This window comes from Methylomusa anaerophila (assembly GCF_003966895.1).
Taxonomy (GTDB): domain Bacteria; phylum Bacillota; class Negativicutes; order Sporomusales; family Sporomusaceae; genus Methylomusa; species Methylomusa anaerophila.
Map to the genome: position 1 here is coordinate 448,922 of NZ_AP018449.1, position 22,059 is coordinate 470,980.

Here is a 22,059-nt window from a genome sequence, read left to right on the forward strand (position 1 = left end):
TCGCTCCTTTCTATACCAGTCTTATAGCGGAATCATGCCGGAAAAACCCAAGAAGGACAATGCAAGCATGCCTGCCAATACAAAGGCAATTCCAAGACCTTGCAAGGTTTTGGGAACATCCGCGTACTGCAGTTTTTCCCGCAGACTGGCCATCAGGATAATCGCCAGGGCGAAACCGGCGCCTGAACCGAAAGCATTGATGACACTCTTGATAAAATTATAATTGGCTGAGGCGTTTATGAGCGGTACGCCCAAAACGACACAGTTGGTAGCAATCAACACCAGGTAAATGCCCCACATTTCATAGAGGGCAGGCGCAAACTTCTTAATGACAATTTCCAGAAATTGTACGAAGCTGGCAATCAGCACGACGAAAACCACAATTTTCAGAAACACCAGATTATAGGGAACTAACACGAGGTTATAAGCCACCCAGGCCAGAGCCGACGATACGGTAAGAATGGCAGCTACCGCCATACCCATACCCACTGAGGCGCTTAAACTCTTGGAAACTCCAAAGAAAATGCATAGGCCGAGAAAACGCGTTAATACAAAGTTATTTACGATTACCGCTCCCATAAACAGGGTAAAATATTCCATTATGCCTCACCCCTTTGCACTGCAAGTTTAACGGCCTTTCTTTTTGCCTCAGCCTGCTTATCCTGATGCTCACCGATAACATTGAACAAGCCTATCAGTAATCCGATTACCAGGAAAGCCCCGGGCGCAAGAATCATGATCATGGGACCGTTATAAGTCGGAGGAAATACCTGGAGCATTAAAGGAGTTCCCGCGAGGATGATACCGGTGCCAAACACTTCGCGAATCGCACCAATTACCAACATCGCCAAAGCAAAACCGGTTCCCATGCCAAAACCATCAAAGAAGGAAGATACTACACCATTTTTCATCGCGAATACTTCCGCTCGCGCCAAGATAATGGCAAATACCACAACCAGTTCGAGGTAAAGTCCCAATTCCTTATAAACTGCCGGTGCATACGCCTCAAGGATCAGGATTGTCAAAGTAACAATCGTCGCAATGATTGTGATGAACATCGGCACGCGGACTTTGGGATTAACAAAATTTTTAACAAGCGATACGACCACATTATTTAAAGTAATAATGAACATAACACAAAATCCCATGCCCAAAGCATTAAACACCGTTGAGGTAACCGCCAGTGCCGGACAGAGGCTTAGGGCAAGACGGAATATAGGGTTCATTTCGAAAATACCCTTTTTAAAAATCTCCCAGTACTTCATACTCGCACACCTCACTTCTTCTGGCTGGCCGAATACGCAGCAACAGCTTCTACAGCTTCCCTTACGCCTTTAGTAACGGCACGGGAGGTAATCGTTGCTCCGGTCAGCGCCTGAACGTTTTTCTCAGTGGGAACTTTAACTACTTCCAAATCATTCGGAACTTTATTGGCAAATTGCTTGCGAAACTTATCTTCAACCATTTTATCGCCCAAGCCGGGAGTTTCATTATGTTTCAAGACTTTAAAGTCAACGGCTTTTCCATCCGGCGTCACGGCGGCAAGCATTTCAATAGTACCGCCATAACCTTTACTGTTGGCAGGAACCACGTAGGCAATAACCTTGCCGTCTTTTATACCCTCATACCAGCCTTCCTTGCCTTCTACAGCTTTAAAACTGTCGGCATTTTTAACAAGTGCCTTCATGGCGTCATCTTTCGCTTTAACGCGCTGGGCCGCCGCGGCCGGCTCGGTAATTGTGTACGCAGCCGCGAGGATAACCCCGGAAAGGAAGCAGGTTGCAGTCAAATACAAAGCTGTCTTAATAATGCTATCATTCTTCTCCTCTGCATGTGCGTGTGCATCATGTGCCATGGTTATTACCTCCTTGCCCCGAATTTTGCAGGTTTAATCCAAAGGTCAATGAGGGGCGTCACACAGTTCATTAGCAAGATAGCATAACAAACACCCTCGGGATAACCACCCAATAAACGGATCAAAACAGTCAGCGCACCTGCTCCAACGGCAAAAATAATCTGACCTTTAAGCGTAATAGGAATAGTTACCATATCAGTAGCCATGTAAAACGCACCTAAAATAAGTCCGCCTGACATCATATGCATGATGGGATCATGCCCGAATGCAGCGGTTAAAACGCCGACCGTACCAATCATAAATACCGGAATCTGCCAATTGATATAGCCGCGGTAAATCAGAAATATACCGCCAAGAATCAGAAGCAATGCCGAAGTCTCGCCCATGCTGCCGCTACGGTTGCCAATAAAAAGCGACTGATACATGGTTGCCTGGTCCCCAAAAATCTGTACCAGCTTCTCATATCCCTGGAGCTTTAAAATACCCAGCGGCGTAGCCGCAGTCATACCGTCAATTTTACTCGCCATTTGCGGCCAGGTTGTCATGGCTACCGGCCAGGAAGCAAGAAGGACAGCCCGTCCGACAAGGGCGGGGTTGAAGATATTGAATCCCAGGCCCCCCATAGTGTGTTTGGCCACGGCAATAGCAATCACAGTCCCAAACACCGGCATATACCAAGGTAGTGTCGCCGGAATGTTCATAGCTAATAAAAGGCCTGTCAGAAAAGCACTGCCATCTTTCACTGCAATTGGTTTATTCTGCCATTTTTGAACCGCATATTCGGTTGCCATCGCGACAATAATGCAAATGGCCATGGTAGAAAAGGCCGGGAGACCAAAACGGTAAATTGAAAAAATAGCCGCAGGCGCCAATGCCAGGTTAACCGCCCACATAATTTTGGAAATTGATTCGTCACACCGGATGTGCGGTGATGCCGAAACCGTTAAAGTACCAACATCGAGTTTTACTTCCGTGCTCATACCGCCCACCTCCTATTTCTTAGCAGCGGCTTTTGCCGCGTTATGTGCTTTGGATAATTTGATATAATGAACAATATTACGTTTAGCGGGACACACATACACACAGGAACCACATTCCACACAATCCAGAAGATTATATTCTTCTTTAGCTTTTTCAAAGGCGCTGCGCTCGCCAAGTACGCTCAACATGCTGGGAATAAGGCCCATGGGGCAAACGTCCACGCAACGGCCGCAACGGATGCAGGGACGTTCCGGTCCCTCATTAACGTCCGCAGCGCTAAGCGCCAGAATACCGGAGGTACCTTTGATAACCGGAACATCAAGAGTACGCTGGGCCATACCCATCATCGGTCCGCCCATAATCACTTTGGCCGGTTGTTCTTTAAAGCCGCCGCAAAGCTGTATGGCCTGGGCAAAAGTTGAACCAATCCGTAAGAGCAGGTTCTTAGGCTGGACAATAGCGCCGCCGGTGACGGTAACAATACGCTCAATGAGAGGAATCCCTTTTTCCGCCGCATCAGCCATGGCCACCAAAGTACCCACATTTTGTACAACAACTCCGACATCCATCGGCAACCCGCCTGACGGAACCTCACGGTCAAGGATTACTTTGATCAAAGTTTTTTCCGCACCTTGCGGATATTTGGTTTTCAGGGGAACAACCTCGATATTTAAGCCGGTGCAGGCTTTACGCACGGCGTCAATAGCATCCGGCTTATTTTCCTCAATGCCGACATAACCGTTTTTAACCCCAAGAACTTTCATGGCTATCTGTATGCCGGTGATAATCCGGTCAGTTTGTTCCAGCATGACACGGTGGTCAGCGGTCAGATACGGTTCGCACTCTGCACCGTTTAAGATAAAGGAATCAATGGGTTTTTCCGGTGGCGGCGCCATCTTGACATGAGTCGGAAAGGTTGCTCCTCCCATACCGACAATACCTGCCTGCCGGATAATTTCTTTAAGTTCCTTGACGTCAAGAGTTCCCCAGTTCCGTGTAAGCGGTAAACCTTCAGCCCATTCATCTTTACCATCGGACTCAACTACTATTGCTTGGCATGTTCCAAATACAGGATGAGGATAATCGGCAATTTCCACTACCTTGCCGGAAGTCGAAGCGTGAACGGGACTGGCAACAAAGGCTTGCGCCTCAGCAATTATCTGTCCTTTTTTAACAAGATCCCCTACTTTTACTGTTGGTACGCACGGCGCGCCCAAATGTTGCCTGGTAGGAATGATCAATTTTTGTGGTATCGGCGCAACTTCAATTGCTTTAGCAGCCGTGTACCGTTTGCAGTCATCAGGGTGAACTCCCCCGCGAAAGCTTTTTGCCATACTTTCACTCCTTTGCTTCTGCAATTCATCGCCTATTTAAACCTGGGCTACTCTGACAAAATCCGGGTAATGACCGGCTGCATTTTGACATTTGACCTGGCATTGCGATCAAAATACTTAATGTAAAACAAGGCAGCAATAAAAGCAATTGCGCCGCCGCCAATTTGAAACCAAAGCGGGTCGAAATGAAACTGTCCGCCAATATAACTGCCGGCAACGACACCAATAACGGTGAGGATTAAAGGAAGAACATAAACTACAAATGCAGCTTTCAGCATATTGGCTTCCTGAACTTCTATGGCTACCCGCTGGCCTTTTTTGGCGCCAAGAGGATTCCGTGCGTCAAGTACCAGTGCAGTATTGCCAGGACATGCACCACAGTTTTCGCAGTCGCTATGCCGGCTTGTCCTAACTTTAGCCATATCACCAATAATTTCTAAAACAATTCCTTCTTGCTGCTTATCCAACTAAGGTCACCTCCTGCTGTCAGGTCCTCAAAAGTAGCATACTCATTGGGGATCAGCATATACTATTTTAATATTCTGCTGAAACCATAAATCCCCTGCCGAGTAGCTTAAATTACTTTCTGCGGCTGAATATTCTCGCAATTTGCTAATTTTATAATTTTGGCTCAAGTATAACAATATCAGATTTCCCATAAAAATACTATATATTTTGTGAAATTTAGTACAAAATTTAGCGAAAAATTAATTATTTTAAATTTATCTATCATTTCTATCATTCCATCATTATCGCATACTGTTAAAATTATCGCAAAGTTCAATTTTTGCTATAAAGCCATATTTTCCCTATATGAACGAATAAAAATCTCTTTCGCCGCCAAAAAGTAATTTCCTTCTCATGAAAAAGCACCGCTTGTCCAAACGGTGCCTCGGCACAATACTTTATATTATGGGAAGGAAGCCGCCAAAATCCCTGTGGTTACAGTTACAGGAATCCACCTGTGGGGAATAAATAAAAATAAGAATAACACCAATTTTCTTATCCTCAATATAAACATTTAAGGCACTTCCCTAAGCAGGCATTAGCCGATAACAGCCATAACTTCGCCTGGTTTAACACTTTGACCTGCATCGACGTTGATTGATTTAACAGTTCCGGCCGTGGGGGCACCGATTTCATTTTGCATTTTCATAGCCTCAAGAATGAGAATTACGTCACCTTTCTTAACACTCTCACCAGCTTTGGCAAGAACTTTCATTACTTTTCCCGGCATAGGTGCGGTAACGGGGGTATCACCGGCGCCAACTTGGGCAGGGGCAGGAGCAGCATCTTTAGGCGCGGAAACAGCAGGAGTCGGCGCGGGAACAGGAGCAGTTGCAGCAGCGCGAGCCGCTGCCGGACGGGCAGCAGAAGCGGCACCGACTATTTCCTCTACCTCGACCTCATAAATAGTACCATTTACAGTAACCTTAAACTTTTTCATCCTGTCGAACCTCCATTTATTGGTCATGTTGACGGTTTATACCACTCACAAAAGCTATATTAGGCAATTATACAATTTAGGCGAATTGGCGGCTATCCATCAGTTTCTGCCGCCCCACTTGGGCCCACTGGTTACCGGTATGGCTAATTTTTACAGCTAGATTTGCTGTGCCCAGCATGGCGTATACACTGGCTGTAATCACAGCAACTATTTCCGGACTGATGCCGTCCGCTTTCACCTGCATGCCGGAATACGAAAAAGTTGCGGCAGGCAGATCTTCTTTCGTTCTGCTTTGCGGTTTTCGCGGCTTCGGCTTGTCAAACAAAAAATCAGATAAGCTCAAAGTTAACATCCCCCTCTTTCTCTCAAAGCAGCCAATACATTCCACATTACAGCGGAATATTGCCATGCTTCTTGGCCGGACGCTGTTCACGCTTGGTTACAAGCATATTCAGGGCAGTGATGATACGCGGTCTCGTCTCTTTCGGTTCAATGACTTGATCGACAAAGCCGCGTTCTGCCGCTTTATAAGGAGTGGCAAATTCCGCAACATATTTATCCGTTTGCGCCTGAGCGTCGGGATCGCCACGGAAAATGATGTTGGCAGCCCCGGCCGGACCCATAACCGCAATCTCCGCCGTCGGCCAAGCCAGCACCTGGTCAGCACCCAGGTCTTGGCAGCACATGGCGAGATAAGCTCCACCATAAGCTTTGCGAATGATAACAGTAATTTTCGGCACAGTAGCCTCGGAATAAGCGTATAACATTTTTGCTCCATGGCGAATAATGCCGCCATACTCCTGGTCGGTGCCGGGCAAAAAACCGGGAACGTCAACCAGGTTGACAAGAGGAAGATTGAAAGCATCACAGAAACGGATAAAACGGGAAGCTTTATCGGCAGCATTAATATCAAGGCATCCGGCCATAACATTGGGCTGGTTGGCAATGATGCCGACAGGTTGCCCATCAAAGCGGGCAAAACAAACGATAATATTTTGCGCGTAATGGGTATGCGCTTCGTAAAATTCGCCGTTATCCACGATTGATTTGATGATGTCTTTCATGTTATAAGGCTGGTTCGGGTTATCAGGTACCAGAGTGGTCAAAGTGTCCTCCATGCGATTGGGATCATCACTGCTGGCAATGACCGGCGGATCTTCCAAGTTGTTACCGGGCAGGAAACTCAGCAGATAGCGGACCTGCCGCAAGCAATCTTCATCATTCTCGGCGACAAAGTGCGCTACACCCGAAGTAGAGTTGTGGGTCATGGCGCCGCCCAAATCTTCCGTAGTCACTTCTTCTGCGGTAACAGACTTGATGACTTGTGGACCGGTAATGAACATTTGGCTGGTGCTTTTGACCATATAAATGAAGTCGGTTAAAGCCGGAGAGTATACCGCCCCGCCGGCGCAAGGACCCATAATTACGGATATTTGGGGAATTACCCCGGAAGCAATTGTGTTTTGAAAGAAGATTTTGCCAAATCCGGCCAAGGCGTCAATTCCCTCTTGAATTCGAGCGCCGCCGGAATCATTGAGACCAATAAGCGGCGCACCCATTTTTAACGCTAACTTCTGTACTTTAATAATTTTCGCCGCGTGCATTTCCCCAAGAGAACCGCCAATAACGGTAAAATCTTGGGCAAATATGTACACCAGACGGCCGTCAATAGTGCCGTATCCGGTTACGACCCCTTCCCCGGGAGCCTCTTCCTTCTCCATACCAAAATTGGTACAGCGATGACGAACAAACTGATCAAATTCAACGAACGATCCCTGGTCAAGAAATTTTTCAATACGTTCCCGGGCGGTAAGTTTGCCGCCGGCGTGTTGCTTGTCAATCCGCTTTTGACCTCCGCCGAGCTTCACTTTTTCCTGGCGTTGTTTTAACTCTTGAATTTTTTCCTGGACTGTAGCCATATTACCCCTCCGTCGCTTTCGGTTGGTTATAAACCAGTACGCCATATCTTTCACAGCAATGCCAATATGATCAACTTTCAGAACTTTAAACCTGCGTTATTCCATTTTATACCCCCTTTATTATTAGGCTGGTATTAAAACCAGGCCTCAAATTAAATTATACCACAATCATCCATCTAGCGCAGCAAAATCTGCATCAGCATGTCGTCAGCGATGCTGTATGGGTCTTTTTCATGTTTCTGCACGGCAGCTACTATCTGGCAGAATTGACCCCTTTCGTTGCGTTTTCCTAAAACATGCCGTCTTATTTGCTCATCAAATAAAACCAACAATTCTTCTCCGGTATTCTCCGGGAAGCAGTAGAACCGGCTTCCCGGATATGATAACCGGATATGGAAATAGTATTCTCAAAGAAAGCATGATCAAAAAAAGCACCCGAGCTTATTTTGTCTCTTGAACAAAACAAACCAGGTGCGTGCTTATTAAGCCATTTGTTGCCGGGTACGCAAAAAACAATAAGCATACAATGTTTGTGTAAATACTTTCAGCGTGGACGCAAGGCCCATACTGTCCATAACGGCTATTAAGTTGCACACAAAAAGGTTAGCAATAGTGAACATATCTCCCTTGCTGCCATCACTCTATCAGTACTATACCATCCTTATACACCAGCAATATTATACACCAGCAATAAAAAATCCTGCCAACTAAATTATGTTAATGTAATCTTAGTGTTAATTTTGATTATAATATTATTTATTTATCTATCGATTGAGAGAAGTTTCACAAACTTCGGGACAAATGAAAGGATAAACTACTTAAACCAACGGATAAATCTTCGTTCACGATGTGTAAACGCTCGGGAACATCAATCTTAACAGGAGTAAAGTTCCATATTCCCTTAATGCCGGACTTTATCAGTTTATTTGCCACAGATTGGGCGTATTCAGCCGGAACGGTTATAATTCCGATTTGAATATCCCGTTCGGCGACAATCTCAGGCATCCGATCACAATCAAAAATTTCTACGTCATTAATATATTTCCCAACTTTATTGGCGTCCACATCAAAAATAGCCTGTAATTGAAAACCTTGGGACGCAAAGTTCGCATAATTCGCCAGCGCCCATCCTAAATGCCCCACTCCGACAATGGCAATATTCCATTGTCGGTTTAACCCTAATATCTCGCCTATATTCCTTATCAGTTCGCTTACATAATAACCTACGCCCTTCTTGCCAAATTCACCGAAAGCCGATAAATCTTTCCTTATTTGTTCAGGAGTAACACCAATACGACGTCCTAGCTCTTCTGAGGATATTATTGCAACACCCTCCTCCTGACTTAGCTTTAAAGTGCGGTAGTATAGCGGCAGCCTATCAATAGTGGCTTTCGAGATAACAACATGTTGCTTGTTCTCTTTCATGCAATAACTCTCCCCTATAACCTATAAAATGTTATCTCTAGTCAGTGAACTCGTTTCAGCATCGCTGAAACATCGGGGATTCAGGTGGAGAGTCTACTCCACCTGAATTAACGCCGCCTGTAGAGGCGGGAGTCTTGACTCATTATCAGGATAAATAATTCTCACTTTTTATTGAAAACTCCTGCCGCTAAGATGAAATTTATAATAATTGTTTTACCTTTGCCCTCTCATTATTCTTACTCTCGCCAAATTATTAGAAAACCCGGCTACCGGTTATAACGACAATCGGATTGCCATACTGTAACAACAATGGCGTTTAGTAACCAAAACAGCATGGACATTTGAATATTATACATGATATAATCCGTTAAGCCACTAATCGCTATCCCTAAGATAGATGCAACAACCCCTAGCATTAGTCCCGCTACCCAGCAGTTTTGGGTAAGATTCAAAACAGTCATAGCTTTACGGGTATGCCCGTATAATATAGCCAAAAATACCATTAATCCCGGAATACCAATTTCGGCGGCTATATGTAAATACATATTGTGAGCATGAAACATCTTAATAGTGGGATCACTTAGGAAAAAGTCATACTTCGGGTATACCATCCAGTATGCGCCCCAGCCAATACCGAGAATCGGCTTGTCAATTATCATTGCCAATGTACTCTCCCACAAGGCAATACGCAAGGCCGATGAAGAATCGGTGGTAGGACTGGCAATAGATACAAACCGTTCCAACACTCCGTTATGAAACAGGACTAGTGCCAGCAGCAAACATAATGTTATGACAAAAATTTTACGGTTGTATAATTTGCCGTAGATTCCGATGACGACCAGGATGCTCAGCCAAGCGCCGCGGGAATAAGTAAGCACAAGACAACCGCCGAGAACGATTACGATACTAAAAAGCAGCACTTTCAGCTGGGCTTTCTGGCTATGAAAAGCCAGACCGGCAGTTAGCGACATGACAATAACCAGAAAACCCGCTAATAAATTTGGATTCCCCATTGTGGAAAATATCCGTGTTTTAAGTTCGGGAAATTGTTCTCCGTCTACCCATTCGAAAGCGGAAATATCCACTCCATGCAGATATTGATAAAAACCGTATAAACTAACCAGCACCGCTGAACTTAATAATGAGAAGACAAGGCGTTTTACCTGATCAATAGAATGAATATTATTGATTACCAGATAGTAAAGTAAAACATATCTTCCCATTAAATGATAGTAATTATAAAAACTAAATTCCTTATTCGGGGACATCCCGATGGAAGCGGCGGAGATAAGCACCAGCAGCATAACCAACTGGTCAAACGGAGTTCTTTTGAACAAAATTTTGCGGCTGGCCAGCATTTTACCCAGCCATAAAACCGTTGCACATCCTAAAAAAATTGTAGCCAGGTGTAATGATAACGGCAAAAAAAAGGCCACCGCCAGTATGCAGTGTTCGGTTAAATACTCCAAACGATATTGAATTTGGTTGCGAAACAAATATGTTATATACACTATGTCACCTATAACATGTTATTATTGGGTTCGTTTTAATATTAGTATAATACTGTGATGCTTTTTTGATGCTTTTTTTTATAACCATTTCAGCCAAACCGGCACTTGGCTGAAATTTTGGCCAAGTGCCAGTAATTATTATAACCAACAGTCTTGCATTTGTCTATAAATGCTCTACTTGTAGATGACTTGTCTTGCTTCGCCAATCAAATATAGCGAACCCGCAACACAAACAATTCCCTCCGGTCCGGCCAGTTCCTTGGCCCTTTCAATGCCGGCGTCAATAGAAGCTGCCGCCTCTACGTGCTTTGCCTCTATCACCTGCGCAATTTCTTCCGGGGTAGCTGCTCTGTAAGACAGCGGCTGGACAGTAACCACTGTGTCATTAGGTTTTATCAGTTCCCGGATGATGCCGGTAACATCTTTGTCCCGCAATATTCCCAGGGCAAAGGTTATATTCTTTCCCGGAAATACTTCGTCCAAATTCTTACGCAGAACTCTGGCACCATCCGGGTTATGAGCTCCGTCAATAACAATTATCGGCTTCCCGGCCACCAGTTCAAACCTGCCGGGCCAGGTTACCGTCCTTAAACCTTTTTGAATGGCGTCAAAGGTAATGCGCTTATCCTTTTGGGCTAATACAAGAGCTGTAGCAATGGCCATAGCACTATTATCCACCTGATGAAACCCCAGGAGATTAACTTGTGCGTCAATATTACCCAGAGTGCTGCTTTGGAAAGAGATCTTCTGCCTTCCGTCCATCATGCCGTGATAGGAATTGGAAAATTCCCTCCCATAAGTGTAGACCTTGGCCTGTTTTTCTACTGCCGTGCGGGTAATGACGTCAAGCGCCGCACCGCCGGCTCCGGTTACCACGGGGATACCTTCTTTGATAATACCGGCTTTGTGGGTTGCGATTTCAGCTACCGTGCCGCCGCAACGGTCGGTATGTTCAAGTGTGACATTGGTAACGACAGACACTTCAGGCACAATAACATTGGTCGAGTCTAAGAGTCCCCCCAATCCCACCTCGACAACAACATATTCTACACCCACGGCGGCAAAGTAATAAAATGCGGCGGCAGTCAGTATTTCAAATTCCGTAGGATGCTCATACCCTTCTGTAAGCATTTGTTCAACAAATTTCCGGGTATAATTGATGGCTTGCGCAAACTCTTCCCGTGCAATTTGTTTGCCATTTACAATCATCCGCTCCGGATAGTCGTCAAGATGAGGCGAAGTATACATACCTGTTTTTATACCGCTGGCAGTCATAATGGCGGCAAGCATAGCGGTGGTAGAACCCTTTCCATTGCTCCCTGTCACATGGATGGACTTAAACCGGCGTTCAGGGTGCTGCATAAGCTCAACCAGGCGGCTGATACGCTCCATTCCCAGGCTAATACCAAATTTGGTCAATGAGACAAGGTAGTCCATGGTTTCTTCATAAGTCACTATAAATACCTCCTTAAGTGGGGAACTGCTTATAAGCCGCCATCTGCGTTGTTGCTCCTGCGGTCCTCACTACAGCGTACGACCAGTACGCTTTCGTTCCGGTTCTCGTCGCGCCTAGCAGCTGACGACTTCTAAGCAGTTCGAGGCAGTTCGTGAATTAACGGATACAAGTTTACTTACTCGTTAAGTATTGAAGGGGCTAAATACCCAGTTGCGTCGCTCAACCTGTGGTTGACGTACGGGTGGGTACGCCTAATTAGCAGTTCGAGGCAAGCCAAGATTTCGTATTAGAGTTTGGCCAGATAGGCCAGGCGGTCGCGGATGGCGGTCTGCTTTTCTTCGTATTCGGCTTTTTTCGATCGTTCTTTTTCAATGACGTCCGGCGGGGCCTTGGCGATGAAACCGGGGTTATTGAGTTTGCCTGCAATGCGGGACAGTTCTTTGTCTAACCCTTCCAGTTCCTTGGTTAGGCGGGCAGTTTCCCTGTCAACATCAATTAAGCCTTTTAACGGCAGATAGATTTCGATCCCACTTGCTACAGCCGTCATAGCATTTTCCGGTTTCGGATCATTATCAGTCAAGAAGGTTACGGATTCGGCCGCAGCTAAGGTCTTAACATACTGAAGATTGGTTTTGACCGCTGCGGCTAATTCGTTGGCAGTTACTTTGAGGAGCACCGGACTTTTCCTGCCGGGCGGTACATTAACTTCTGCCCGCATATTACGAATCTCCTTGATCGTATCCATCAGCACAGTCATGATTTGTTCGGCTTCGGTTTGTACAAGACCGGCCTGCTCGCCGGGCCAAGGGGCAACAATGATACTTTGTCCGTCATGGGGCAGATTCTGCCAAATAGACTCGGTAATAAACGGCATGAAAGGGTGAAGCAGCTTGAGAATGTTGGATAAAACATACCACAATATATACTGGGCTGTATTGCGGCCCTCGGTATCCTCTTTGTTATAAAGGCGGGATTTGGCCAGTTCAATATACCAATCGCAGAATTCATCCCAAATGAAGTCATATAGTCCGCGGGCAGCCTCACCCAGTTCAAATCGCTCCAGATCGAGGGTTACTTCCCTGACTGTGCGGGCATAACGGCTTAAAATCCACCGGTCAGCCAAAGTATAGCGGGAAACATCCGGCCTAAACGCAGGATCAAAACCATTAAGGTTCATCATTACAAAACGGGATGCATTCCAAATCTTATTGGCAAAGTTTCGGCTAGCTTCAACCCGTTCCCAATAAAACCTCATATCGTTACCGGGTGTATTGCCCGTTACCAGCATGAAGCGAAGGGCATCGGCGCCATATTGATCAATAACCTCCAGGGGATCAATTCCATTGCCTAAAGACTTGCTCATTTTCCGTCCCTGGCTGTCACGGACGAGACCGTGAATAAAGACATGGCGGAAAGGTATATCGCCTTTAAACTTCAGGCCCATCATAATCATGCGGGCCACCCAGAAAAAGATAATATCATACCCCGTCACCAGAACACTTGTGGGATAAAAATGTTTAACCTCAGGCGTATCCTGCGGCCAGCCCATGGTAGAAAACGGCCACAAAGCGGAACTGAACCAGGTATCAAGAACATCCGGGTCCTGCTCCACTCTACCGCCGCATTTCGGGCAGGAGGTGATGTCATCCCGGGATACGGTAACTTCACCACAGTCACAATACCAGGCAGGGATACGATGACCCCACCAGATTTGCCGGGATATGCACCAATCGCGAATATTCTCAAGCCAGTTTGTATATATTTTGGTAAATCTTTCAGGCACAAATTGGATCTTGCCGGAAGTGACGGCCTCAATTGCCGGTTCAGCCAAGGGCTGCATTTTAACAAACCATTGTTTGGAAACCATAGGTTCAACTACAGTGCTGCAACGCTGGCAATGCCCCACGGCGTGAACGTGCTCGTCAATTTTAACCAGATAGCCCTGTTCTTTTAAATCACTCACCAAAACCTTGCGGCACTCGTAACGGTCCATTCCGGCATATTTGCCCGTATCAGCCGCCATTGTACCGTCCGGGTTCATTACGATGATTTGCGACAGCTGGTGCCTTAAACCCATCTCAAAATCATTGGGGTCATGGGCGGGAGTTACTTTAACCGCACCGGTCCCGAAAGCCGGATCAACGTATTCGTCGGCAACGACAATCAGCCGGCGGCCAAGTATAGGCAATAGCAGATATTTGCCGATTAGCTGCTTGTAACGTGAGTCATCAGGATGAACGGCAACGGCTGTATCGCCCAGTATGGTTTCCGGGCGGGTAGTTGCAACGGTTATATACTCGCCTTCCTGTCCTTCTACCGGATAACGGACATAATACAGATTACCCGGCTTTTCCTCGTGTTCCACTTCAATGTCGCTTAAAGCAGTGCTGCAGCGCGGACACCAGTTGGTAATCCGGTGGCCCTGGTAGATCAATCCTTGCTCGTATAAAGTGACAAAAACTTCACGAACGGCCCTGGAACAGCCTTCATCCATAGTGAACCGTTCTCTGGGCCAATCACAGGAAGCGCCCAACCGCTTGAACTGATTAATAATCCGGCCGCCGTACTGTACCTTCCAATCCCATACCCGGCCAATAAAGGCTTCCCGTCCTAAATCGTAACGGGATATGCCTTCTTGCGCCAGCACCTCTTCCACTTTAATCTGGGTGGCAATGCCGGCATGATCGGTTCCCGGCATCCACAGCGTATTATATCCCTGCATCCTTTTAAAACGAATCAGGACGTCCTGGAGAGTGCTGTCCAAAGCATGCCCCATATGAAGCTGCCCTGTAACATTGGGTGGCGGAATCACGATGCTGAAAGGCTGTTTTCCAGTTTCCACTTCAGCGTGAAAGAATCCGTATCTTTCCCAATATTCATACCACCTGGACTCAACTGCTTGAGGATCGTAAACTGTTGACATATTCTGTTCCATAGTTTCCCCCCAGTCGCAATAAAAAAAACTCTTTTCGTCCCTTATAAGGACGAAAGAGTTTTCAACCTTCCGCGGTACCACCTTGATTTCCGGTAAAAAGCCGGACGCTCAAAACCGTAACGTGGCTATCCGGCTGTACCTACTTTTTTTTCGGTACAGCAACTCCTGGCTGACCTTCTGCCGGTAAACCGAGAAGCCTTTCAGCCAGGGGCTTCTTCTCTGCACAGCTGTATCCGGCGTACTTTTCCAATCATCGCTGATAATTGTATAGAATTGGTTATATTATAACTTTCGTTTTCAATGAATGTCAAGCCAGCCTGCAAAAATATGCTACCTAACATGCCAGATAGATCTGGCCTTCTCAAGGTCAGCCACTGTATTAATATTCATAAAACAGTCTAAGTCTGTACCAAACTGTTTCCATTCCTCTTCGCCAATATAATGAATCGTAACAGCAGGGAAAAAATCTTTTATACTGCGCCGGTCGTGGAATAGGCATGATTCAATCGGGGCAAGACAGTTTTTTGAATATATGGCATGTAACGGTTCGACGCTTTCGCCATTGAAAGGAATTAATATGTCCTCATCCGCCAGGCGATTAACCATATACCGGATAAAATCACCATTGATAAACGGCATATCGCAGGCAAAAACAAAACTGTATTGAGTTGGCGCCCAAGTCAGGGCAGCATGTAGTCCGGCCAAAGGACCCTTGTTTTTAATAATGTCCCCGACCATTTCACAGTTAAGGTAGGCGTATTCTTCTTCGCTATTGGTCAATATGACCGGCTTTTTGTCAAATATAGACGCCAGCTTGGTTACCATTATCTCAATGAGCGGTTGATTACCAAGTTTCACAAACGATTTATTCGTTCCCATGCGGCGGCTTTTACCCCCTGATAAAATAAAAGGGGTAATTTGACCTAAAGCAAAGAGGTTCAGTTTATTATCCATCAATATCATTACCATTCTCCGCAAGGCAGTCCAACTTGGTCCCATTATAATGCTCAATCTTTAGTATTGTCAAGTTGCCGGCCGTATAATCTTGGAATACTCTATTTCGGTACTAATAGTTAAACAAATCGGCTCCCCGCCGGGAGCCGATTTGTCATTGCTATTTACTGCTAGCCAGCTTTTTCAACTTTCACTGCGCATACTTTATATTCATAGGTTTTGGTTATTCTGTCAATGGAACCGCTGGTAATTTCATTAGTGGGAGTTGACGCAAAGTGGAAGGACATCCAGACTACTCCCGCCGGTACACGGTCCGTTACCCAGGCTTTGGCCTGTACCTTGCCCCGGCGCGATGAAACTGCAATCATATTCCTATCCTTGATATTTAAGCGTTCAGCATCTTCCGGATTGATCATAGCCAATTCCTCGGAACGGAACTCAGTCAGATTTTTGGAATAGCCGGGAGTGGTTACATTATAATGATAGAGAATACGGCCGGTGGTGAGCAGTAAGGGGTATTCGGCGTCAGGCGATTCACCGGGCGATTGATGTTCAATAGCCTGGAACGCACCTTTACCGCAAGAGAATTTACCCTTATCGTGAAGATATGGGGTACCGGGATGGTCCTTATGGGGAACCGGCCATTGCAAGCCTTTCTCGTCAATGCGGTCATAAGATACACCGCCGTAAATCGGACTTAACGATGCCATTTCATCCATAATTTCGCTGGGATGATTGTAGGACATCGGATAACCCATTTTGTTTGACAAATCCCTAATAATACGCCAGTCCGCCCGGCTGTTGCCGATGGGATCAATGGCTTTGCGGACTCGCTGCACCCGGCGTTCCGTATTGGTGAAAGTGCCGTCTTTTTCGGCAAAGGAAGCGCCAGGAAGCACCACATCAGCCAATTTGGCGGTTTCAGTCAGAAACAGGTTTTGTACGACCAAAAAGTCGAGATGTTTAAGCCCTTTTCGTACATGGTGAGCATCGGAATCCGTTTTTACCGGATCTTCGCCCATGACATACAGAGCTTTTAAGTCGCCGCTAATTGCCGCGTCAAACATGTCGGGAATCATCAGACCGGCTTTATCTGGTAATTTTACTCCCCAAGCTTTTTCAAACTTTTCGCGGGCCGCTGCATCGGTAACTTTTTGGTAGCCTGAGAACACATTGGGCAATGCCCCCATGTCGCAAGCGCCCTGAACGTTGTTTTGACCACGCATTGGGTTGAGACCGGCATTCGGTTTGCCAATATTGCCGGTCATCATGACTAAATTGGCCAAACTCATAACATTGTCCGTGCCGCAAACATGCTCGGTAATACCAAGTGTATAGAATGCCTGCGCACACTCGGCGGTTGCATACAGTCTGGCTGCTTCCCGCAGCAAATGCTGGGGTACGCCGGTTATGCCCTCCACATATTCAGGGGTATATTTCTCTACTACTTCAGCCACTTTGTCAAAACCGGTGGTGCACGAATCAATAAATCGCTGATCCTGCCAGCCGGATTTGAGAATAATATGCATCAAGCCGTTAACAAGGGCGATATCGGTACCGGGCTTCAGCCGCAGCCAAACATCAGCTTTACCGGCCAGTTCAGTTTCGCGTGGATCAGCAACAATCAGTTTGGCACCGTGGCGAAGCGCTTGACGCATTTTCGCGCCAATAACAGGGTGAGCTTCCGTTGGGTTGGCGCCGATAACAAACAGCATTTTGCTGCTGGGTATTTCATTGATGGAGTTGGTCATTGCCCCGGAACCGAAAGAGGTGGCCAGACCGGCCACAGTGGGGGCGTGTCAGGTACGGGCGCAGTGATCAATGTTGTTGGTGCCAATCACCGCGCGCATAAATTTTTGCATCAGGTAGTTTTCTTCATTTACGCACCTGGCCGAACTGAGTGCGGCCAAGGCATCACCACCATGATTCTTTTTTATTTCACTAAATTTGCTGGCAACTAAATCCAGGGCTTCATCCCAGGTTGCTTCCACAAATTCGCCATTTTTCTTGATTAAAGGGGTAGTAAGGCGTTCCGGACTATGAATGTAATCGGTGCCAAAACGGCCTTTCACACAAGTGAGGCGGCCGTTCACCGCACTGGTCGGGTTAGAAGTTACGCCGATTACTTGGCCGTCTTTGACATTAAGGTCGAAGTTGCAGCCTACGCCGCAGAACGGACAGGTTGTCTTAACTTTGGTAATTTCCCAACTGCGGCCCTTACCCATCATGGCTTTTTCTTCCAGCGCGCCTACCGGACAGACAGCTACGCAGTTGCCGCAAAATACACAACTGGATTCTTTATAAGTGGTATCCAGCGCCGGCGCAACCTTGGTGTTAAAACCCCGGTAAGCAAAGTCGATAACGCTGCAGCCGTGAAGTTCTTCACACATTCTGATACAACGACCGCACAGGATGCACTTATTCATATCTCTGACAATAACTGGGTTGTCTTCTTCAATCGGGTAGGCATGTTTTTCACCGCCGAAAGCTCCTGCCCTGGCGCCATACTTGTAAGCGTAATCCTGTAACAGGCACTCGCCGTTTTTGGAACATGTCAGGCAGTCCTCGGGATGGTTTTCCAGCAGCAGTTCAAGAATTGTCTTGCGGGCCTCGACAACAGCATCGGAAGTTGTGGTTACAACCATTCCTTCTGCTGCTTCAGTAACACAGGATGCAGGCAGGCAGCGGAAGCCGGCAATCTCGACGACACAAATCCGGCAGGCGCCGGGCTTGCTGAGTTCCTTATCATAGCACAAAGTCGGAATAAAGATGCCTGCCTTCTGGGCAGCTTCCAGAACTGTAGCGCCTTGGGGTACTGTTACTTGTTTGCCGTCAATGGTTAAAGTTACTTCAGCCAAGATAAAGCCTCCTCTCTTTCATGGGTGTGTCTACTTCTCAACAGCCTTCAATTTCTCCAAAACGTCATCAAGATTCAACGCCTCAGCCCAAGTTACCTCAACAAACTCACCGTCTTTTTTCAACATAGGCGCGAGGGGCTGGTCAACATACAGCAACTCAATGCCGAGCCGGCCTTTCAGGCACAGGGGGCGGCTCTTGCCGGGGGGTTGGGCAGCAACGCCGACAACTTTGCCGTCTTTTATATTCAAATTAAACTTGCAGCCTGAATCGCAGAATTTGCAGGTAACGCTCTTTTTGGTAAATTCCCAGGCGCGCCCTTTACCGGCCATAGGCTTATAGGTAAGAGCAGCCACCGGGCAGACGGCCACACAGCGGGCGCAGTAGACGCAATCCGATTCACCGAGGGACTGGTCAATGGCCGGTGTCACTATTGTATTAAAGCCGCGGTGGGCAAAATCAATAACCGCCCGGCCTTCAACCTCTTGACAGATAGATACGCATTTGCCGCAGAGAATGCACTTGTTGCTGTCCCGGAGGATATACGGATTAGAATCGTCGATGGGGTAAGATTTTTTCTGACCTTCAAAGCTGGATTTTTTCACATCGTACCGATAGGCATATTCCTGTAATCTACAGTCGCCGTTCTTGTCACAGGTCAGGCAATCGGTGGGATGGTTGGCCAGCAAAAGTTCGATAATGGTACGCCGGGCCTCGATAACAGCCGGCGACTCGGTGTCCACAACCATGCCGTTGGCAGCTTCAGTGACGCAGGAGGCAGGCAGGTTTCTGGCTCCCTGAATTTCTACCACACACATCCGGCAGGCGCCAAATCCGGGGTTCTCCTCGCTGTGGCAGAGAGTAGGAATAAAAAATCCCGCTTGTCTGGCTGCTTCGAGAACGGTGGTACCGGCCGGTACAGTTACCGCTTTATCGTTAATAGTAAGCGTTACATTCGCCATTTTTATACCTCCTTACGCCTTAATAATGGCCTGGAATTTGCATTTTTCCACACAGGCCCCGCACTTGATGCACTTGTTGCGGTCAATTTCATGGGGTTTTTTCGCTTCGCCGGTAATGGCGCCGGCGGGACAGGCCTTGGCGCAGGCGGCACAGCCGACACACTTTTCCGGATCGATGCTGAACGTGGCCAGAGCTGCGCACACACCGGCCGGGCAACGCTTCTCGTTGATATGCGCCTCATATTCATCACGGAAATAACGCAGGGTGGTCAGAACAGGGTTGGCGCATGTTTGACCGAGACCGCAAAGAGCCGATTTCGTGATCGTTTTGCCCAGGCGCTCCAGGGTAGGAATATCTTCCGGTTTGCCCTTCCCTTCCGTGATCCGGGTAAGGATCTCCAGCATCCGCTTGGTTCCTTCACGGCAGGGAACACATTTGCCGCAGGACTCAAGCTGGGTGAAGTTCAGGAAGTAACGGGCAACGTCAACCATGCAAGTGGTTTCATCCATGACTACAAGACCGCCGGAGCCCATAATTGCTCCTGCCGCATTAAGGGAATCATAATCTACAGGCAGGTCCAGCAAAGATTCCGGTAAACAGCCGCCGGACGGACCGCCGCTCTGAACGGCCTTAAATTGCTTGCCGCCTTGAATACCGCCGCCAACACCGAAAATAATATCGCGCAGGGTAATACCCATGGGAACTTCGCACAGACCGGTATTGTTGATTTTGCCGGTAAGACAGAAAACTTTGCTGCCTTTGCTCTTTTCGGTGCCCATGGAAGCATACCAGTCACCGCCGTTGCGGATAATAAACGGAACATTGGCATAAGTTTCGACGTTGTTGAGGTTGGTGGGCTTATCCCACAATCCCTTGTTGGCCGGGAAGGGCGGACGTACACGGGGCATACCGCGCTTGCCTTCAATGGAGTTGATGAGTGCGGTTTCCTCGCCGCAAACAAATGCGCCGGCGCCGGCTTTGATTCGGAAGCGGAAATTGAAGCCGGTGCCCAAAATGTCATCGCCTAAAAGGCCAAGCTCCTCGGCCTGGGCAATGGCCAGGTTGAGGCGCCGAATGGCCAGCGGATACTCGGCCCGGCAGTAAATAACCGCTTCATCCGCACCAATAGCAAAACCGGCGATCATCATGCCTTCCAAAACCGAATGCGGGTCGCCTTCAAGAACACTGCGGTCCATAAATGCGCCCGGGTCACCTTCGTCGGCGTTACAAACAATGTACTTTTTGTCGCCAACGGCATTACGAACAAACTGCCACTTCATGCCGGTGGGAAAACCGCCGCCGCCCCGGCCTCTCAGGCCGGACTTTTTGATCTCGTCGATAATGGCTTGGTTATCCATGGTCAAAGCTTTCTCAAGACCCTCATAACCACCAGTGGCGATGTAGTCCTCAATGCTCTCGGGGTTAGTCCGTCCAAGACGGGAGGTTACACTCCTGACTTGCTTTTCATAATAGCTGTGCCGGTTCATTTCAGGAATGCCGGCATAACTCTTATTTGCGCCGGCTATCTGCATGATTGCCCACTCAGTAACCGGTTCGTTTTTGACAATATGGCTATCGATGAGTTGGCTTACCTTTTCCGGGAAAATATCGCCATAAACAACAGCGGCCGACCCGGGAACAGATACTTCAACCACCGGCTCCTTGAAACAGGCGCCAATACAGCTGGTAAAATCAATATCTATATCCAGGCCGCGTTCAGCCGCTTCTTTCTTAATTGTATCCATAACTTTCTGACCGCCTGCGGCAATGCCACAGGTGCCCAAGCCTACCACTATACGCGGCTTGTTCAGCCTGGCATTGTATTTTTCCAGGCACTTGGGGCGCAATTCGTTTAAATTCTTCATTTGTGCCATTTGTGTCATTTGTGCACCTCCTCTTACTCGTATTGAGCCAAAATTTTGGGAATATCGCCGACTGTTATCCGCCCATGGGTGTCGCTATTGACCATAACACAAGGCGCAAGACCGCAAGCCCCGATACAGGCCACTTGCTCCAGGGTAAAGCGCAGGTCCTCGGTTGTTCCGCCATCGCCTACGCCAAGGTAATCCCCCAAAGCCTTAAAAATCTTGCCGCCGCCACGAACGTGACAGGCAGTGCCAAGACACATGCGGATAATGTTCCGCCCGCGAGGCTTCAGATGGAATTGGGCATAAAAAGTACATACCCCATAGACTTTGCTAAATGGAATCCGTAATTCCTGGGAAATCTTTTCAAGTACGTCTGCAGGCAAGTAACCGTAAATATTCTGGGTTTCTTGCAGCACCGGAATCAAAGCGCCCTGATAATCACGGTAATGATCCAGTAATTCCTGCAGCTTCACTTCTTTTTCAGATTCTACTTGTGAGCCGCAATTGCATGTTGCCAATGTTTGTCCCTCCTAAGATATTTTGTGCTCTCCCGGA

At 47.4% G+C, this 22,059-nt stretch carries 19 protein-coding genes and 1 other annotated feature; all 19 genes read right to left on the reverse strand.

Going from position 1 to position 22,059, the window contains the following annotated elements; all coding sequences use genetic code 11:
• Window positions 1–21: 21 nt before the first annotated feature.
• Window positions 22–600, reverse strand: a complete 579-nt coding sequence (locus tag MAMMFC1_RS01970; RefSeq protein WP_232035618.1) for an electron transport complex protein RnfA — start codon at window positions 598–600, stop codon at window positions 22–24.
• Entirely contained in the window at window positions 600–1,265 is a 666-nt protein-coding gene (gene rsxE, locus MAMMFC1_RS01975) for an electron transport complex subunit RsxE (RefSeq protein ID WP_126306006.1), read from the reverse strand. The genes MAMMFC1_RS01970 and rsxE overlap by 1 nt, the downstream gene beginning before the upstream one ends.
• A gap of 11 nt (window positions 1,266–1,276) precedes the next feature.
• Window positions 1,277–1,855, reverse strand: a complete 579-nt coding sequence (locus tag MAMMFC1_RS01980) for an RnfABCDGE type electron transport complex subunit G (RefSeq protein WP_126306008.1) — start codon at window positions 1,853–1,855, stop codon at window positions 1,277–1,279.
• 5 nt (window positions 1,856–1,860) lie between these two features.
• Window positions 1,861–2,835 (reverse strand): RnfABCDGE type electron transport complex subunit D, encoded by a 975-nt coding sequence (locus MAMMFC1_RS01985; protein ID WP_126306010.1) that lies wholly within the window; start codon window positions 2,833–2,835, stop codon window positions 1,861–1,863.
• Between the two features lie 12 nt (window positions 2,836–2,847).
• Window positions 2,848–4,170 (reverse strand): electron transport complex subunit RsxC, encoded by a 1,323-nt coding sequence (rsxC, locus tag MAMMFC1_RS01990; protein ID WP_126306012.1) that lies wholly within the window; start codon window positions 4,168–4,170, stop codon window positions 2,848–2,850.
• A 47-nt stretch (window positions 4,171–4,217) separates the two neighbouring features.
• Window positions 4,218–4,637: a SoxR reducing system RseC family protein gene (locus MAMMFC1_RS01995; RefSeq protein WP_126306014.1), complete on the reverse strand. Its 420-nt coding sequence runs from the start codon at window positions 4,635–4,637 to the stop codon at window positions 4,218–4,220.
• A 578-nt stretch (window positions 4,638–5,215) separates the two neighbouring features.
• On the reverse strand, window positions 5,216–5,617 hold the full coding sequence (locus MAMMFC1_RS02000; protein ID WP_126306016.1) for a biotin/lipoyl-containing protein: 402 nt from the start codon (window positions 5,615–5,617) through the stop codon (window positions 5,216–5,218).
• Window positions 5,618–5,693: 76 nt separating this feature from the next.
• A complete protein-coding gene (locus MAMMFC1_RS02005; protein WP_126306018.1) occupies window positions 5,694–5,960 on the reverse strand; it encodes a hypothetical protein in 267 nt (88 codons plus the stop codon).
• A 46-nt stretch (window positions 5,961–6,006) separates the two neighbouring features.
• The gene (gene mmdA, locus MAMMFC1_RS02010; protein ID WP_126306020.1) at window positions 6,007–7,536 is read right to left on the reverse strand and encodes a methylmalonyl-CoA decarboxylase subunit alpha; all 1,530 of its coding nucleotides are present in this window, start codon (window positions 7,534–7,536) and stop codon (window positions 6,007–6,009) included.
• A gap of 176 nt (window positions 7,537–7,712) precedes the next feature.
• Window positions 7,713–7,865, reverse strand: coding sequence for a hypothetical protein (locus MAMMFC1_RS21245; RefSeq protein ID WP_158618605.1), 153 nt, complete (start codon window positions 7,863–7,865; stop codon window positions 7,713–7,715).
• Between the two features lie 454 nt (window positions 7,866–8,319).
• Window positions 8,320–8,961, reverse strand: coding sequence for a redox-sensing transcriptional repressor Rex (locus MAMMFC1_RS02015; protein WP_126306022.1), 642 nt, complete (start codon window positions 8,959–8,961; stop codon window positions 8,320–8,322).
• A gap of 266 nt (window positions 8,962–9,227) precedes the next feature.
• Window positions 9,228–10,457: an O-antigen ligase family protein gene (locus MAMMFC1_RS02020; RefSeq protein WP_232035620.1), complete on the reverse strand. Its 1,230-nt coding sequence runs from the start codon at window positions 10,455–10,457 to the stop codon at window positions 9,228–9,230.
• A gap of 189 nt (window positions 10,458–10,646) precedes the next feature.
• Window positions 10,647–11,927: a bifunctional folylpolyglutamate synthase/dihydrofolate synthase gene (locus MAMMFC1_RS02025; protein ID WP_126306024.1), complete on the reverse strand. Its 1,281-nt coding sequence runs from the start codon at window positions 11,925–11,927 to the stop codon at window positions 10,647–10,649.
• Window positions 11,928–12,214: 287 nt separating this feature from the next.
• Window positions 12,215–14,863, reverse strand: a complete 2,649-nt coding sequence (locus MAMMFC1_RS02030; RefSeq protein WP_126306026.1) for a valine--tRNA ligase — start codon at window positions 14,861–14,863, stop codon at window positions 12,215–12,217.
• A 42-nt stretch (window positions 14,864–14,905) separates the two neighbouring features.
• Window positions 14,906–15,126: a binding site (T-box leader), on the reverse strand.
• A 67-nt stretch (window positions 15,127–15,193) separates the two neighbouring features.
• Window positions 15,194–15,817: a molybdenum cofactor guanylyltransferase gene (gene mobA / locus MAMMFC1_RS02035; RefSeq protein WP_158618606.1), complete on the reverse strand. Its 624-nt coding sequence runs from the start codon at window positions 15,815–15,817 to the stop codon at window positions 15,194–15,196.
• Between the two features lie 170 nt (window positions 15,818–15,987).
• A complete protein-coding gene (gene fdhF / locus MAMMFC1_RS22200) occupies window positions 15,988–18,675 on the reverse strand; it encodes a formate dehydrogenase subunit alpha (RefSeq protein ID WP_126306030.1) in 2,688 nt (895 codons plus the stop codon).
• A gap of 30 nt (window positions 18,676–18,705) precedes the next feature.
• The gene (locus MAMMFC1_RS02045; RefSeq protein WP_126306032.1) at window positions 18,706–19,635 is read right to left on the reverse strand and encodes a 2Fe-2S iron-sulfur cluster-binding protein; all 930 of its coding nucleotides are present in this window, start codon (window positions 19,633–19,635) and stop codon (window positions 18,706–18,708) included.
• A 12-nt stretch (window positions 19,636–19,647) separates the two neighbouring features.
• The gene (gene nuoF / locus MAMMFC1_RS02050; RefSeq protein WP_269471857.1) at window positions 19,648–21,519 is read right to left on the reverse strand and encodes an NADH-quinone oxidoreductase subunit NuoF; all 1,872 of its coding nucleotides are present in this window, start codon (window positions 21,517–21,519) and stop codon (window positions 19,648–19,650) included.
• Between the two features lie 14 nt (window positions 21,520–21,533).
• On the reverse strand, window positions 21,534–22,022 hold the full coding sequence (nuoE, locus tag MAMMFC1_RS02055) for an NADH-quinone oxidoreductase subunit NuoE (protein ID WP_126306034.1): 489 nt from the start codon (window positions 22,020–22,022) through the stop codon (window positions 21,534–21,536).
• Window positions 22,023–22,059: the final 37 nt, after the last annotated feature.

What these genes read in the sequence shown, in the direction of transcription:
- nuoF (WP_269471857.1), bottom strand. Translation starts at nt 21,519, where the DNA reads ATGACACAAATGGCACAAATGAAGAATTTAAACGAATTGCGCCCCAAG.
- MAMMFC1_RS02045 (WP_126306032.1), bottom strand. Translation starts at nt 19,635, where the DNA reads ATGGCGAATGTAACGCTTACTATTAACGATAAAGCGGTAACTGTACCG.
- MAMMFC1_RS01985 (WP_126306010.1), bottom strand. Translation starts at nt 2,835, where the DNA reads ATGAGCACGGAAGTAAAACTCGATGTTGGTACTTTAACGGTTTCGGCA.
- MAMMFC1_RS01970 (WP_232035618.1), bottom strand. Translation starts at nt 600, where the DNA reads ATGGAATATTTTACCCTGTTTATGGGAGCGGTAATCGTAAATAACTTT.
- mmdA (WP_126306020.1), bottom strand. Translation starts at nt 7,536, where the DNA reads ATGGCTACAGTCCAGGAAAAAATTCAAGAGTTAAAACAACGCCAGGAA.
- mobA (WP_158618606.1), bottom strand. Translation starts at nt 15,817, where the DNA reads ATGGATAATAAACTGAACCTCTTTGCTTTAGGTCAAATTACCCCTTTT.
- rsxE (WP_126306006.1), bottom strand. Translation starts at nt 1,265, where the DNA reads ATGAAGTACTGGGAGATTTTTAAAAAGGGTATTTTCGAAATGAACCCT.
- MAMMFC1_RS02030 (WP_126306026.1), bottom strand. Translation starts at nt 14,863, where the DNA reads ATGGAACAGAATATGTCAACAGTTTACGATCCTCAAGCAGTTGAGTCC.
- MAMMFC1_RS02000 (WP_126306016.1), bottom strand. Translation starts at nt 5,617, where the DNA reads ATGAAAAAGTTTAAGGTTACTGTAAATGGTACTATTTATGAGGTCGAG.
- MAMMFC1_RS01980 (WP_126306008.1), bottom strand. Translation starts at nt 1,855, where the DNA reads ATGGCACATGATGCACACGCACATGCAGAGGAGAAGAATGATAGCATT.
- MAMMFC1_RS02015 (WP_126306022.1), bottom strand. Translation starts at nt 8,961, where the DNA reads ATGAAAGAGAACAAGCAACATGTTGTTATCTCGAAAGCCACTATTGAT.
- rsxC (WP_126306012.1), bottom strand. Translation starts at nt 4,170, where the DNA reads ATGGCAAAAAGCTTTCGCGGGGGAGTTCACCCTGATGACTGCAAACGG.